This is a genomic window from Methylomonas sp. HW2-6 (genome assembly GCF_052474525.1).
Genome location: NZ_CP184124.1, coordinates 4,417,382 through 4,431,865, shown reverse-complemented (window position 1 = coordinate 4,431,865; position 14,484 = coordinate 4,417,382). Strand labels below are relative to the sequence as shown.

Genomic DNA, 14,484 nt, shown 5'->3' with positions numbered 1-14,484 from the left:
CACAGCTGCGTGCGCCAGGCAAGCTGCAGTATGCGATGGCTCAATCCAGGTACGGGACACGTAAGGCTGCTAATCCGCCTAGAGAGTCGTTCAATTCGACTACATTGCGGCAATTCGTGCTCGCCAGTCAGCTAAATTGAATCGACCAGTCACCCGAGAAACGACATTCCTTTCCCGGTCAATCAAAAAACTGCTGGGCGTCAACGATACATCTCCAAAGGCCCTCGCATGGACGCCTTCGATATCCAAGGCTACTGTATACGGCAATTTCCGCATTTCGCTCAACTGCTTTACTCGGCTGGGAATGTCGTAAGGCATCGCTACCGCAATTATTTGCAAACCCTTGTGGGCGAATTGTTGGTGCAAAGCGATTAAATCCGGGATTTCTTCGATACAGGCCCGGCAGTCGGTCGCCCAAAATGTGATCAATACCGGTTGGCCCCCCAATTCTCGGAGCACAATTTGCTCGCCACTTAGCGTGGTGAATTCGGCATCGGGGGCTTTGGGGTCTAAATGAGTTTGTTGCCAAAAAACTATCGCCAACATGCTCACAGCGACAATTGCACCAAGTGCGGGTTTTAGTTGCATAGGCGTTAAATTCGGGACGACTTGATTGGTCTTGGGGCGATTATAACAAAGCTGCTAAAATGGCCGAATTGCCCATCAATCGTGGTTTCTGTGATGAAAAAAATTCTGATTTCCGACAAGCTCGCGGAAGACGGCGTTAATTTTTTGAATGCTCAAGAAGGCATTCAAATTCATATTCAGACCGGATTGGATGAAGATGAATTATGCGAATTGATTGCCGAATACGATGCATTGCTGATCAGAAGCGATACCCAGGTCACGAGGCGGGTTTTACAGTGTGCGACCAAGTTAAAAGTGGTTGGACGAGCGGGTATTGGAGTCGATAACGTCGATTTAGCGGCTGCTACCGAACAGGGTGTTATCGTAATGAATACGCCGGATGCGAACGCGACCACCACGGCGGAATTGGCGATCGCCCATATCTTCTCGTTAAGCCGGAATCTGCCTGCGGCCAATCTCTCGGTTCGACAAGGAAAGTGGGAGCGGGCCAAGCTGATGGGTGCCGAGATTGCCCACAAGACGCTGTCTATTTTGGGTTTCGGTACGATCGGCCGGATCGTCGCCCAACGAGGACATGGCTTAGGCATGCGGGTAATTGCTTACGATCCTTATGTTGCCCCCGATGTTTTCGCTAAACACGGTGCGGAAATGGTCGATCTGGATACGTTGCTTAAACAGGCAGATTATTTGACGCTACATTGTCCGTTATTAGAAAAAACTAAAAATATTATCGGCCACCAACAATTGGCCATGATGAAGAAGTCGGCAAGACTGATTAATTGCGCCCGTGGTGGTTTGGTCGACGAAGCGGCGTTATACGACGCGTTAAAGGAAGGGCGTATTGCCGGCGCGGCCTTGGACGTTTATGAAAACGAGCCACCGGCCGATTCCCCTTTGTTGAGTTTGGATAATATTGTGTTTACTCCTCACCTTGGGGCGTCCACCAAAGAAGCGCAAATTGCAGTCAGTGTCGAAATTGCGCGTCAAGTTGTCAAGTACCTGCAAACCGGCGAAGCGGTTAATGCCTTGAATCTACCTAGACTGTCAGCCGAAGAGCTGAACGAGGCGCAGCCATTTATGAACCTGGCGAATATTCTGGGTAAGGTCTTGGTGGGTTTAATCGACCGGCCGATCGAAAAACTGGATGTTGCCGTTTTCGGTAAAGCGGCCCAAGTCAAAATCAGGCCGATATCGGCGGAAGCCATGGTAGGTTTGTTTAAAGGTCAGCTTTCGACTCCAGTCAACCGGGTCAACGTCGAAAATATCGCCAAACGCCAGGGTGTTGCGCTGGTTGAATCACAGACCGAATACGCTGAAGGCTATCAATCGTTGATTAAAATCACCGGGCATTGTGCGGATAAGGAAGTATCTCTGTCCGGTACCTTGCTCGGACATCAGCATCCCCGGTTGGTCGGTATCAACCACTTCGAAATCGAAGTCGTGCCGGAGGGGGCGTTGTTGATTACCCGGCATGACGACAAACCCGGTGTGATTGCGGCGATCAGTTCGATATTGGGCGCGGCCAATATCAATATCACCCGGATGCAGGTCAGTATCGCCGACCAAAACCAATTGGCGATGATGGTGATCAGCGTTTCCGACCCTTTGAACGAACAAGTATTGAAAGCAGTATGCGAAGTGCCGGCAGTGCATGCGGCGAGGCAAATCGTATTATGAGTTTTGATGTAGTCTGTTTTGATTGTGACAGTACCTTGAGCCGGATCGAAGGTATAGACGAGTTGGCCCGGCGTAATGGGATATTCGATGAAGTGGCGGCGTTGACAGATGCAGCGATGAATGGCGAATTGGCGTTGGAAGAGGTTTATGCCAAACGCTTGGAATTGATCAAACCGGACAAAGCGGCGATAGATTGGTTGGCCGCCTTGTACATTTCCGAGTTGGTCGACGGCGTTGCCGAAACCGTTGCCGCGTTACAAGCGAATGCCAAACAAATCCATATTATCAGCGGAGGATTGCGGCAAGCGATTTTGCCGTTGGCGGAACGGCTGGGGATTCCGGAGCAGCACGTGCATGCGGTCGATATCGAGTTCGACGCCGACGGCGGGTATTCGGATTTTGCCCGGCATTCGCCGTTAGCCGTCAGCGGCGGCAAGGCTAGAGTCTGCAGAAGGCTTAGAATGCACCATTCAGCCTTGGTGATGATAGGTGACGGCAAGACCGATCTGGAGGCTAAGCAGGCCGGTGCTTATATGATCGGGTTTGGTGGCGTGGTCCGCCGGCCTTTGGTGGAAGAACAAGCGGATTGCTACGTCGCCGATGCGTCGCTAACGGCCGTTTTACCGCACGTGCTATAACGAAGCTCGATAAGCCGGGTTTGCGATGGTAAAATCGGCGAATTTTTAAAGGATTCAGAGAGATACAATGGCAGGGCATAGTAAGTGGGCGAATATCAAGCATCGTAAAGGTGCGCAAGACGCCAAACGGGGCAAGATTTTTACCAAACTGATCCGGGAAATTACTGTAGCGGCCAAAGGTCCGGGTGGCGGCGACGTTGCCAATAATCCCAGCTTGCGCGCGGTTATCGACAAGGCGCTTGGTGCCAACATGAAGCGGGACACCATTGATAACACCATCAAAAAAGCCATCGGCGCACTCGACGGCGATAATTACGAACACGTGCGCTATGAGGGTTATGGCCCCGGCGGCACCGCGGTCATGGTCAATTGCCTGACCGACAATCGTAATCGCACCGTAGCCGACGTGCGACACGCTTTTTCCAAGCATGGCGGCAACTTGGGTACGGACGGTTCCGTGGCATATCTTTTTCGTAAGGTCGGCATTATCAGTTTTTCCGACGAGGTAAATGAAGATGCGGTGATGGAAGCGGCGATGGAGGCGGGGGCCGAGGATGTCGTGAGCAACGACGACGGGTCGATCGATGTGTTTACGGCGCCGGAGGATTATCTGAATGTCAAAGAAGCCATGGTCGCTGCTGGATTGGAGCCGGAAAGCGCGGAAGTCACAATGCATGCCGACACTAAAACCGAGTTAGACGCCGAGGCTGCTGAGAAAATGCTGAAGTTGATCGACCGCTTGGAAGATTTGGATGACGTCCAAGATGTCTATTCGAATGCCGACATCAGCGACGAAATTATGGCCGTGATCGGTTAATCTGCTTTGACATTAAGCGGCGGTTAAGCGATTGGTCAGGATACTAGGCATAGACCCCGGCTCGAGAATTACCGGTTACGGCGTGGTCGAAACCTCGCCGCGCGGCGTCAAATACTTGGCTAGCGGTTGCATTCGGGTGCAGTCCGATAATTTTCCGGAGCGGTTGCAACAAATCTTCGATGGCGTGAGCCAGATTATAGAGTTGTATAGTCCGGAGCAGATGGCGATCGAGCAGGTTTTCATGCACAAGAACGCCGATTCGGCCTTGAAGCTCGGCCAAGCCCGCGGAGCGGCAATTTGCGCGACGATGAACAGGCAGCTACCGGTGTTTGAATATGCCGCTCGGCAAGTCAAACAGGCGCTGGTCGGCAAAGGCAACGCAGACAAGTTGCAAGTGCAGCATATGGTGAAAATTTTGTTGAATATTCAAGGCGAGCTACAAATCGATGCCAGCGATGCGTTGGCTGTCAGTCTCTGCCATAGCCATTACCAGGAAACCGCGAAACGCCTGCAGCAGGTGGGGGCGTGATCGGTTTTTTGCGTGGCAAGCTGATCCACAAGGCGCCGCCGCAGTTATTGCTGGACGTGCACGGCGTTGGCTATGAAGTCGAAGCACCGATGAATACCTTTTACGATTTGCCGGCGCTGGGGGAGGAAGTCCGCTTACATACCCATTTGATCGTACGGGAAGACGCGCATATTTTGTTCGGTTTTGTCAGCGAAGGCGAGAGAAGTTTGTTTCGGGCGCTGATCAAAGTTAACGGGATAGGACCCAAATTGGCGTTGACCATATTGTCCGGACAGACGACAGAGGCGTTTTACCGCTGTATCGACGACAATGACGTCAAGGCCTTGGTGCGCTTGCCCGGCGTCGGCCAAAAGACCGCCGAACGCTTGATCGTGGAGATGCGCGGGCGCTTGCCGGACCTAAACAAATTTAGCGCGCGCGATTCGGGTGGTGGCCAAACCTATGTCGCCAAAGAGTCTGCGAAACAGGAGGCCATCAGCGCGTTGTGCGCGTTGGGCTACAAACCGCAGGATGCGGCGCGGATGGCCCAGGCCGTTGCCGGCGACGATAGCAGTTGCGAAGATATCATTCGCGCGGCACTGCGCGGAGCGGTTAAATGATAGAAAACGACCGTTTGGTCACTGCGCTGGGCAGTAACGACGAGGAAAGAGTCGATCGGGCGATTCGGCCGAAACGCTTGAAAGATTACGTCGGCCAGTGCGAATTGCGCCAACAAATGGAAATCTTCATACAGGCAGCAGTCAGCCGTGCCGAAGCGTTGGATCATGTGCTGATATTCGGACCGCCCGGACTGGGTAAAACTACGTTGGCCAATATCGTAGCCACCGAAATGAACGTCAATATTCGGCAGACCTCCGGGCCGGTGCTGGATAAAGCCGGAGATTTGGCGGCTTTATTGACCAATTTGCAGGCACACGATGTCTTGTTCATCGACGAGATCCACAGGCTGAATCCTGCGGTGGAGGAGGTGCTGTATCCGGCTATGGAAGACTACCAGATTGATATTATAATAGGCGAAGGCCCTGCCGCGCGCTCGATCAAGCTGGATCTGCCGCCGTTTACGTTGATCGGTGCCACTACTCGTGCTGGATTATTGACTTCGCCATTGCGCGATCGCTTCGGTATCGTTCAGCGCTTGGAGTTCTACACTGTCGAGGAACTGTCCAGTATCGTCAAACGGTCCGCACAAATGTTAGGTATCGGCATGGATGGCGGCGGTGCAGATGAAATTGCCTGCCGTTCACGCGGCACGCCGCGCATTGCCAATCGTTTGTTGCGCCGGGTGCGTGATTTTGCCGAGGTGAAAGCGAGCGGCGTGGTGACGCGCGAAATTGCCTCTCAGGCTCTGGAAATGCTCAAAATTGATCCGCAAGGCTTCGATATGCTGGACCGCAAATTGCTGCTGGCGATGATCGAAAATTTCCAGGGTGGTCCAGTGGGTTTGGATACATTGGCAGCGGCTATCAGCGAAGAGCGTGGTACGGTTGAGGATGTATTAGAGCCGTATTTACTGCAGCAGGGATTCATCATGCGCACGCCGCGAGGCCGTGTCGCCACGCACAAGGCTTACAGCCATTTCGGTTTGCCTCAGCCCAAAAGCGCGCCAGGTAGCGACGATATTTTTAGCCTATGACGTTAGGACTGTTCAATGCCGCGGAATTCAACTGGCCGGTCAGGGTGTATTACGAGGATACCGATGCCGGCGGTGTCGTATTCTACGCAAACTACCTTAAATTTTTCGAACGGGCCCGAACCGAATTTTTGCGCAGTTACGGATTCGAACAAGACGCATTGACTGCCGAGCAAGGCGTTATTTTTGTAGTGCGCTCGGTCAAGATTGAGTATCTGAAACCGGCCCGATTTAACGAACAATTGGCGGTCAGCGCCAAAGTCATTGAAATCAAAAAAACCAACCTTACTTTTGAACAGGCCGTTACCCGCCAACAACAAATTCTGTGTGCCGGGGAGGTCAGGATCGCCTGTCTCGATGCGCAAACCATGAAACCCAAACCAATTCCCACCGTTATTTTGGAACAATTAAGCTGATGAATACCGATTTATCCATTCTGACACTGGTCAAAGAAGCCAGTTTTGTCGTGCAGTTTGTCATGTTCATACTGCTGTCGGCGTCGATTGCTTCTTGGACTTTCATTTTCTCCAAACGGAAAGAGTTGAAACAGGCTATCGAGATCACCGACGATTTCGAGGACGAGTTCTGGTCCGGCGTCGGTCTGGCGGAGTTGTACAAAAAAATGTCCAGCGACCGTTTCGAGCCGGAAGGGATCGAAAAAATCTTTCTGGCCGGCTACCGCGAATTTGCCAGAATGCGCCAAAAAGGTGACGTCGAGCCGGTGGTTCAGGTCGAAAGCGCGCAGCGGGCGATGCGTATCGAGCTGGCTCGCGAATTGGACCGGTTGGACGAAACCCTGCCGTTCCTGGCAACGGTCGGCTCCACCAGTCCTTATATCGGCCTGTTCGGTACCGTATGGGGCATCATGAATTCGTTCCGGGCTTTGGGCGAAATTAAAAATGCCACCCTAGCAAACGTCGCACCTGGCATTTCCGAAGCGCTGATCGCCACCGCAATCGGTTTGTTTGCCGCGATTCCGGCTGTTATCGCCTACAACCGCTTCTCGACCCGGCTGGACCGTTTGGCCGGCCGTTACGAGTTGTTTATCGACGAATTCGTCGTCCTTCTGCAAAGACAGGCGCACAGCAAATGAACGTAGGCGGCAGCAACCGTAAATCGCGTAAACGACGCGGACCGATGGCGGAAATTAACGTCGTACCTTATATCGACGTTACTTTCGTGCTGTTGATGATATTCATGATCACGGCGCCGCTGGTGCAAACCGGCGTCGATGTCGATTTGCCGCAAGCCGAAGCCGAATCGGTCGACTTGCAAGACCAGGCCCCGGTCATCGTTTCGATTAAAAAAGACGGCAGCCTGTATGTCGACATCGGTAACGGCGATGAAGAAGCGGATTCCCCGGTCGATGTCGACACCGTCAAAACCCGGGTGGCAGCGGTGTTCCGGAACAACCCGAAGGCGCAGCTTTACGTGCGCGGCGACCATGAAGTCGACTACGGTAGTATTGTCAAGGTCATGGTGGAACTGAAAAAAACCGGTGCGCCGAAAGTGGGCTTGATGACTTCGCCGCCGCCCGAGAGCAAATAACGTCAGAATCATGAGAAATTTCAAACCTTCGTTTGTTTTGGCGGTGGCACTGCACATACTAATTGTGCTGCTGTTCAGTATCAGCTTCCTGACCGATAGCGATAATGCTCAAACTGCGCCTCCGGCCGAAATTATCGAGGCTACCGTACTCGATGGTGCGGCAATCGATGCCGAAGCCGAGCGTCTGAAGCAAAACGAAGAAAATAAACGGCAGGCTGAAGTCGAGCGCCAGCAGCATTTGGAAGAAGCGCGCAAGGTCGAGGAACAAGCCCTGCAGCAGGCAAAAAAGCAGCGGGTATTGGAAGAGCAGAAAGCCTTGGAAGCCGCCGAAAAGCGTAAGCAGGAGGCCCAGGCTGAACAAAAGCGCCAGGAAGCGCTAGAAACCAAGCGCAGGGAAGAGGAAAAAAAGTTGGAGGAGGCCAAGGAACGGCGGGCTCTGGAGGAAAAAAAAGCCAGGGAAGCCGCGGAAAAACAGAAGCAGGCCGAATTGGACAAGCAAAAGGAAGTAGCCGAAAAGCAGAAACAGGCCGAGCTGGAAAGGCAAAAGGAAGCCGAGAAACAAAAGCAGTTGGAAAAACAAAAGCAACAGGAAGCCGAAGCAAAAAAATTGGAGCAGGAAAAGAAGCTTCAGGAACAAAAGGCTCTGGAACAGAAAAAGCTGCAGCAACAAAAAGCCGAGGAAGCCAAACGCGAGGAACAGGCGCAACAAGCCAAGGCGGAAAAAGAAAAGCAGTTAGCTGAAGAAAAAGCCCGGGCCGAGAAGGAAAAACAGGCCGCGCTGGCGGCAGAGAAAGCCAAACAAGCCGCCGAAGCCGAAGCCAAGGCAAAAGCGGATAAGGCCGAAAAGGATCGCCAGGCTAAATTAGCGGCGGAAAAGGCCGAGAAAGAACGACTTGCCGCAGAAGCGGAAGCCAAAGCCAAGGCCGAAAAAGAACGCCAAGCCAAATTAGCCGCGGAAGCTGCAGCCAAGGCGAAAGCCGAGCAAGAACGCCAAGCGGCAATAGCCGCCGCCGAAAAGGCCGAGAAAGAACGCCAAGCCGCCGAGGCCGCTGCCGCTGCTGCGAAAGCCGAACAGGAGCGCCTGGCTGCTGCTGCGGCCGAGGAAGCCCGCTTGAATGGGTTAATCAAAAGCAAAACCGAAGGCGCGTGGATTCGGCCGATGGGGGCCGCACAAGGCTTGAAATGTACAATTCAGGTAAAATTGCTGCCCAGCGGCGACGTGATGGATGCGGTGGTTGTCGGCAGTAGTGGCGACCCGATATTCGACCGTTCGGCGGAAAATGCGGTCAGAAAAGCCTCGCCGCTGCCGGTGCCACAAGACAAAATACTATTCAACCAAAAGTACCGAGTTTTCAATTTATCGTTTAAACCGGAATAAACCACGGAACCCATAGAATGATGCTAATCAACAGAGTTTTAATCGGCGGCTTCATTGCCTCATTGCTATCGGTGGCCCAGGCGGCCGGTTTGACTATCGAAATCACCAAGGGCTCGCAAACCGCCGTGCCTATCGCGATTGTCCCATTTGCCCAACAAGGTTCTATCGGCAACGTAAAACTGTCCGATGTAGTCAGTTCCGACTTGGCCGGTAGCGGTTTTTTCAAAACCCTGGCCGAAGACGATATGTTGACCAAGCCCAGCGAGCCGGAAAAGGTAAATTTCCGGGACTGGCAGGTGTTGGGCCAGGACTACATGACCATCGGCCAAGTCGTCGGTAACGGCAATAGCTTTAATATCCAGTTTTACTTATTCAACGTGCACAACGGCCAATTGCTGATGGGTTACCGGCTGACTGCCGGAGCCAACGAATTGCGCCGCGCCGCGCACCACATCAGCGATTTGATTTACGAAAAACTGACCGGACGCAAGGGTGCGTTCAATACCCGTATCGCTTACGTTACCAGCGTATCCCGCGGTAGCGGCAAACAGTACATGCTGCAAGTCGCCGATGCCGACGGCTACAACCCGCGGACGATAGCGGAATCTCCCGAGCCGATCATGGCACCGGCTTGGTCGCCGGACGGCAGCAAAATCGCCTACGTTTCGTTCCATACCAAGCGTTCCGAGATTTGGGTGCAGACCTTGGCTACTGGTCAACGTGAGAGTGTTGCCGCCTACCCTGGCATTAACGGCGCGCCGGCGTTTTCGCCGGACGGCAGCCGGTTGGCGGTTACCTTGTCCAAAGACGGCAGTCCCGATGTTTACGTGCTGACTTTGGCTAGCCGGGCCTTGACCCGCTTGACCAGCGGCTTGTCGATCGACACCGAACCGACTTGGTCTCCGGACGGTTCGACGATCGTGTTTACCTCGGACATGGGCGGCAAGCCGCAACTCTACAGCATGCCTGCGTCCGGCGGTAAAGCCAGCCGTTTGACCTTTCAAGGCGATTACAACGCCAGAGGCCGATTCTCGGCGGATGGCAGAAGTTTGGCCATGGTCACCGCCAATGGCGGCAGTTACCGGATCGCAGTAATGGATATGGCGTCGCGTACCGTAAACGTGTTGAGCGAAGGCAATCTCGACGAATCGCCCAGTTTTGCCCCAAACGGCAGCATGATTCTGTTTGCGGCGACCCGTGGCGGCAAATCGGCGTTATCGGTGGTGTCGACCGACGGCGCGATGCAACAAAAATTGGCATTCGAGAGTGGCGGCGTGCGCGAACCGGCTTGGGCGCCTTGATTGCAAGGCCGATAACCCTCAAACTATAGCTACCTGATTTTTATTTATTTTTGGAGAGACTTGATGAGATTCAATAAAACCTATTTGGCTTTGGCGATGAGCGCCGTGTTGATTGCCAGCGGTTGCAGTTCAACCGACGAAGAAGGCAGCTTGGCCGATTCCACCCAAGGTACCGACGCTTCGACCAGCGGTTACAACGACGGCTCGATGTCCGGCAGCCAGTTTGGTTCCGGCAACGGCTTCGGTTCCGGCTCAGGTTCGAATTTGGGCCCGGAGTTCAGCGACCCGAATAATCCGTTGTCCAAACAGATCATTTATTTCGAGTTGGACAGCAGCCAAGTCAAACAGGATTACGTGCCGATTGTTGCCGCCCATGCCCGTTATCTGGCCTCGCATCCGAGCCAACACGTCATTCTGTCCGGCCATGCCGACGAGCGCGGTTCCAGCGAATACAACATCGCCTTGGGCGAGCAACGTGCCAAATCGGTGGAAAGAATGATGCGCTCGCAGGGCGTCACCGCGTCGCAATTGGAAGTCGTCAGTTACGGTGAAGAAAAACCGGCGGTATCGGGCCACGACGAATCCGCTTGGCAAATGAACCGCCGGGTCGAAGTCGGTTACCAATAATGGCTAAGCGCGCACTTCTGGCAATGGGATTGAGTCTGGGGTTGGCCGTCTCGGCATCGGCAGCGCCGGTCAATAGTGCCGGTGCCTATCCGGCAGCACCCAGCGATAACGCGATATTCGAAGTCCTGGGACGGCTCGAGCAGTTACAGTCGGAAGTGCAACAATTGCGCGGCATGGTTGAAGAGCAGTCGCAAACCATCGCCGATTTGCAACGCAAACAAAACAATATGTATTCCGATCTGGATGAGCGGATGCAGGCTCTATCGACCGCTGGTCAGCCGGCTGCGACCCAACCTGCGGTCGGTCAGCCGGACGCAGCGGCGGCACCTGCGGCTGCCGTGCAAACGGCGGCTCCGTCAGTCGCTGCAACCGTTCCGGCCGCTTCCGCGACGCCTGCTGCTCCGGCGGCAACGCCCGCAGTTCAGCCGGCGCCGGTAGCTGATATCAAGCCCGCTGCAACAACGGTTTCCGGTAACGAAAAAGAGCGCTACCAAACGGCCTACGACACGTTGCGTAACGGTCACAACGCCCAAGCCGTAAAAATGTTTCAGGAGCTGCTGAAAGATTTTCCGGCCGGCGAGTTCGCCGATAATTCCCAGTATTGGCTGGCAGAGGCTTATAAAATCAATCGCGAATTCGATGCCGCCCGAGCTGCGTTCAACAAAGTGGTCAGCCAATATCCGAACAGTTCGAAAGTGCCTGACGCCTTGTTGAAATTGGGCTATATCGAATTCGAACTGCAAAACACCGCAAAAGCCCGCGATTATTTGACTCGAGTAACCACCAGTTATCCGGGAACCACCGCTGCGCATTTGGCCGAGAAAAAGCTGGCGCAAATGTCGCAATAGCCGGTCGGCGGATGGACCAACAGTTACGCATCACCGAGATTTTTTATTCGTTGCAAGGGGAAACCAATACGGTTGGTATCCCCACGGTATTCGTGCGCCTGACCGGATGTCCGTTGCGCTGTTCTTACTGCGATACCGCTTACGCCTTTAGTGGCGGCGAGAAACTCGCTATTGCGGATATCCTCGCCGAGATAAGGCGCTATAACACCCGTTACGTGACCGTGACCGGCGGCGAGCCGCTGGCTCAACCCGGATGCCAGTTGTTGTTGGTACAACTGGCGGACGCCGGTTATTCGGTCTCTCTGGAGACCAGTGGTGCTTTGGATGTGGCGGCGGTCGACTCCAGAGTCGTCAAGGTTATCGATTTGAAAACGCCCAGTTCCGGCGAAATGCAGCGCAACCTTTACCGCAATCTCGATTTTCTGTTGCCGCACGATCAAGTGAAATTCGTTATTGCCGATGCTGCCGATTACGAATGGTCCAAACAACAAGTGGCGCATTTCCGATTGGCGCAGCGTTGCGAAGTGTTGTTTTCGCCGGTGATGGGAGTAATGCCGCCGACCGAATTGGCTGAGCGAATTCTGGCCGACCAGTTAACGGTCAGATTTCAAATTCAATTGCATAAATATTTGTGGAATGATGCGCGAGGAAAATAATTTCAGCGGCAAGCCGGCGGTGATTTTGTTGTCCGGCGGATTGGATTCGATCACGGTGTTGGCGCTGGCTCAGCGGCAAGGCTTTGTCTGTCATGCGTTGAGTTTCGATTACGGCCAACGCCACAACGCGGAACTGGAAGCGGCAAGAAACATTGCCGGCCACTATCAAGTCGCGGCCCATAAGATCATCAATTTGGGATTGAGTTCGATCGGCGGCTCGGCACTGACCGACGCCAATATCGATGTGCCGACTTCGCCGCAAGCCGGTATTCCGGTGACCTACGTTCCGGCCAGAAACACTATTTTCCTGGCGTTTGCCTTGGGTTGGGCCGAGGTGTTGAACGCACACGATGTGTTTATCGGCGTCAATGCCGTGGATTATTCCGGTTATCCCGATTGTCGGCCGGAATTCATCAAGGCGTTCCAGGATATGGCCAACCTCGGCACCAAGGCCGGCGTCGAAGGCCATAAAATTCAGATCCACACGCCGTTGATTGCCTTGAGCAAGGCCGAGATTATCCGGCAAGGTATGGTCTTGGGCGTCGATTATGCCGCGACCGTTTCCTGTTATTCTGCCGACAGCGAAGGCCGGGCCTGCGGCGTATGCGACGCCTGTCGGTTGCGTACGGCTGGGTTTGAGGCGGCCGGCGTCCTTGATCCGACCCGCTATCAGCCCCGCTAAATTCGTATCGGCGCGCATTTATCGAAACTGAAATTCGCGCGCTGGAATTTGTCGGCTAAGCTTTGCATGGTCAGACGGAGTCAGTCGCAAGAGGTTTCGCCACATGCAAGTCAAACAAACCAAATCCCAGTTCGTGGCGGTGGCGTCCATCGCCGCCGAATTGAGTGCCGTGATGGAGGTGGCTAAGGAAATATCGTTGGCTGCGGCCAACGCCAAAGCCATCGCCTTTCGCGCCGGAGAAAAAGCCAAAGGCTTTCAGCCCATCACCGATTTTATTAACGAATTGGCTAAGGGCACCATCGAGTTGGTCAACAACATCAACGATTACGCGTTTGTCCTGTACCGGCTAACGGTCAACGAACAGCGTTTAGCCGAAGCCTGCGAACGTTTCGAAAATGTCGAGCGACTGGCTGTGGGGGCTCGGTATGCCGAATCCTTGAAGGGACCATTGCAGCAGGCCAGACAAAAAGCTCAGGCCGGGCGTCGCGAGTTCACAATCCATGTCGAAGAATTGCTGGTTAAACTGGCCGAAGTGATGCATCCGGCTCGCGCGGCGCGGGTGATCGCCGCCAATTCCCGAATCGAAGCGTCGCAAGCCGGCGAATATCTGCAGAGCTTGCAAGCGGTTGCCGAGAGCGTCGATAACGCGGCCCAGATCATTAACGACAAAGTTCATCGCTGTCGCAGCGCATTGACCGTTATCAATCTCGCCGATTAGCACAGTTCGGCAGCACGAGGTATATCGCATGAAAATGACCAAAATTTACGAAGGCGCACATCAATGGATAATGTTCGGCCGCGATCCGCACCGGCCGGAGAAGATCATTGATACCAACCAATACATGGTGCGCACTGCCGATCGTTGTTTATTGATGGACCCCGGCGGCATCGAGCTGTTCGCGCCGATGCTGGCGGCGGTTTTGCACCACGCGCCGGTCGAAGAAATCACCGATTTATTCGCCTCGCACCAGGACCCGGATATTATTTCGTCTTTGGGTTTGTGGGACCAAGCCTTGCCGAACGCCAAATTGCATGCGGCCCAGTTGTGGGAGGGCTTTTTACGCCATTTCGGTTGCGAAACAATCGAGTATGTGCCGATTCCCGACCATGGCGGCACGATCAATCTCGGCAGCGTCGAGCTGCAAATCGTGCCGGCACACTATCTGCACTCGTCGGCCAACTTTCATATTTACGATCCGCAGGCCAAGATTTTGATGTCGGGCGATGTCGGCGCGGCACTGGAGGCTTCCGATGCGCCGGTTTTCGTCGATAATTTCGATGCCCATATCGAGAAAATGCGCTTTTTCCACCAGCGTTGGATGCCGTCCAACCAAGCCAAACGGGCCTGGTTGGAGCGGGTCAGAAAACTGGATGTGCAAATTCTGGCGCCGCAACACGGCCGGATGTTCAAGGGCGACGATGTCAAACGTTTCCTGGATTGGTTCGAGGCGTTACAGGTGGGTATTGCCGTATAAAACAAGCATTTGCCGACAATTGGGTTTATAATCCAGCCGTTATCAAGCCCCTGTCGCGAGACGGGGGTTTTTTGTTAGTGAGAGGAGCTG

Annotated in this window: 18 protein-coding genes; 17 read left to right on the top strand and 1 reads right to left on the bottom strand. The window is 54.0% G+C overall.

All coding sequences use genetic code 11. The annotated features are described in order from the left end of the window. Positions 1–99: 99 nt before the first annotated feature. On the bottom strand, positions 100–588 hold the full coding sequence (locus ACH518_RS21245) for a TlpA disulfide reductase family protein (protein ID WP_445371537.1): 489 nt from the start codon (positions 586–588) through the stop codon (positions 100–102). A 93-nt stretch (positions 589–681) separates the two neighbouring features. Here ACH518_RS21245 and serA point away from each other — a divergent pair, with 93 nt between their 5' ends. The 17 genes from serA (at position 682) to ACH518_RS21160 (ending at position 14,394) form a co-directional block, all read left to right on the top strand. Next, positions 682–2,265 carry a phosphoglycerate dehydrogenase gene (gene serA / locus ACH518_RS21240; RefSeq protein WP_445371536.1) on the top strand — a complete coding sequence of 528 codons (1,584 nt, stop codon included), beginning with the start codon at positions 682–684 and terminating at the stop codon, positions 2,263–2,265. Beyond that, positions 2,262–2,903, top strand: a complete 642-nt coding sequence (locus ACH518_RS21235; protein ID WP_140911609.1) for an HAD-IB family phosphatase — start codon at positions 2,262–2,264, stop codon at positions 2,901–2,903. Before serA ends, ACH518_RS21235 begins: the two co-directional genes overlap by 4 nt. 67 nt (positions 2,904–2,970) lie before the next feature. Beyond that, positions 2,971–3,720 carry a YebC/PmpR family DNA-binding transcriptional regulator gene (locus ACH518_RS21230; protein ID WP_445371535.1) on the top strand — a complete coding sequence of 250 codons (750 nt, stop codon included), beginning with the start codon at positions 2,971–2,973 and terminating at the stop codon, positions 3,718–3,720. 31 nt (positions 3,721–3,751) lie between these two features. Beyond that, positions 3,752–4,249 carry a crossover junction endodeoxyribonuclease RuvC gene (gene ruvC / locus ACH518_RS21225; protein WP_140911611.1) on the top strand — a complete coding sequence of 166 codons (498 nt, stop codon included), beginning with the start codon at positions 3,752–3,754 and terminating at the stop codon, positions 4,247–4,249. Then, positions 4,246–4,848, top strand: coding sequence for a Holliday junction branch migration protein RuvA (gene ruvA / locus ACH518_RS21220; protein WP_445371534.1), 603 nt, complete (start codon positions 4,246–4,248; stop codon positions 4,846–4,848). The genes ruvC and ruvA overlap by 4 nt, the downstream gene beginning before the upstream one ends. Then, the gene (ruvB, locus tag ACH518_RS21215) at positions 4,848–5,882 is read left to right on the top strand and encodes a Holliday junction branch migration DNA helicase RuvB (RefSeq protein WP_445373025.1); all 1,035 of its coding nucleotides are present in this window, start codon (positions 4,848–4,850) and stop codon (positions 5,880–5,882) included. Before ruvA ends, ruvB begins: the two co-directional genes overlap by 1 nt. Then, complete coding sequence (gene ybgC / locus ACH518_RS21210; RefSeq protein ID WP_445371533.1) at positions 5,879–6,295, top strand: tol-pal system-associated acyl-CoA thioesterase; 417 nt, start codon at positions 5,879–5,881, stop codon at positions 6,293–6,295. The genes ruvB and ybgC overlap by 4 nt, the downstream gene beginning before the upstream one ends. Next, a complete protein-coding gene (gene tolQ / locus ACH518_RS21205; protein ID WP_064020548.1) occupies positions 6,295–6,972 on the top strand; it encodes a protein TolQ in 678 nt (225 codons plus the stop codon). The genes ybgC and tolQ overlap by 1 nt, the downstream gene beginning before the upstream one ends. Further along, the gene (gene tolR / locus ACH518_RS21200) at positions 6,969–7,427 is read left to right on the top strand and encodes a protein TolR (protein WP_445371532.1); all 459 of its coding nucleotides are present in this window, start codon (positions 6,969–6,971) and stop codon (positions 7,425–7,427) included. The genes tolQ and tolR overlap by 4 nt, the downstream gene beginning before the upstream one ends. A gap of 10 nt (positions 7,428–7,437) precedes the next feature. Further along, positions 7,438–8,805 carry a cell envelope integrity protein TolA gene (gene tolA / locus ACH518_RS21195; protein WP_445371531.1) on the top strand — a complete coding sequence of 456 codons (1,368 nt, stop codon included), beginning with the start codon at positions 7,438–7,440 and terminating at the stop codon, positions 8,803–8,805. Positions 8,806–8,831: 26 nt separating this feature from the next. Further along, positions 8,832–10,106 carry a Tol-Pal system beta propeller repeat protein TolB gene (gene tolB / locus ACH518_RS21190; RefSeq protein ID WP_445373024.1) on the top strand — a complete coding sequence of 425 codons (1,275 nt, stop codon included), beginning with the start codon at positions 8,832–8,834 and terminating at the stop codon, positions 10,104–10,106. 63 nt (positions 10,107–10,169) lie between these two features. Next, on the top strand, positions 10,170–10,733 hold the full coding sequence (gene pal / locus ACH518_RS21185) for a peptidoglycan-associated lipoprotein Pal (RefSeq protein ID WP_445371530.1): 564 nt from the start codon (positions 10,170–10,172) through the stop codon (positions 10,731–10,733). Then, positions 10,733–11,581: a tol-pal system protein YbgF gene (gene ybgF / locus ACH518_RS21180; protein ID WP_445371529.1), complete on the top strand. Its 849-nt coding sequence runs from the start codon at positions 10,733–10,735 to the stop codon at positions 11,579–11,581. Before pal ends, ybgF begins: the two co-directional genes overlap by 1 nt. Before the next feature lie 11 nt (positions 11,582–11,592). Next, positions 11,593–12,237 (top strand): 7-carboxy-7-deazaguanine synthase QueE, encoded by a 645-nt coding sequence (queE, locus tag ACH518_RS21175; RefSeq protein WP_445371528.1) that lies wholly within the window; start codon positions 11,593–11,595, stop codon positions 12,235–12,237. Beyond that, positions 12,221–12,919, top strand: coding sequence for a 7-cyano-7-deazaguanine synthase QueC (gene queC, locus ACH518_RS21170; RefSeq protein ID WP_445373023.1), 699 nt, complete (start codon positions 12,221–12,223; stop codon positions 12,917–12,919). Before queE ends, queC begins: the two co-directional genes overlap by 17 nt. 103 nt (positions 12,920–13,022) lie before the next feature. After that, the gene (locus ACH518_RS21165) at positions 13,023–13,637 is read left to right on the top strand and encodes a chemotaxis protein (RefSeq protein ID WP_445371527.1); all 615 of its coding nucleotides are present in this window, start codon (positions 13,023–13,025) and stop codon (positions 13,635–13,637) included. Between the two features lie 28 nt (positions 13,638–13,665). Further along, the gene (locus ACH518_RS21160) at positions 13,666–14,394 is read left to right on the top strand and encodes an MBL fold metallo-hydrolase (protein WP_278210702.1); all 729 of its coding nucleotides are present in this window, start codon (positions 13,666–13,668) and stop codon (positions 14,392–14,394) included. Positions 14,395–14,484: the final 90 nt, after the last annotated feature.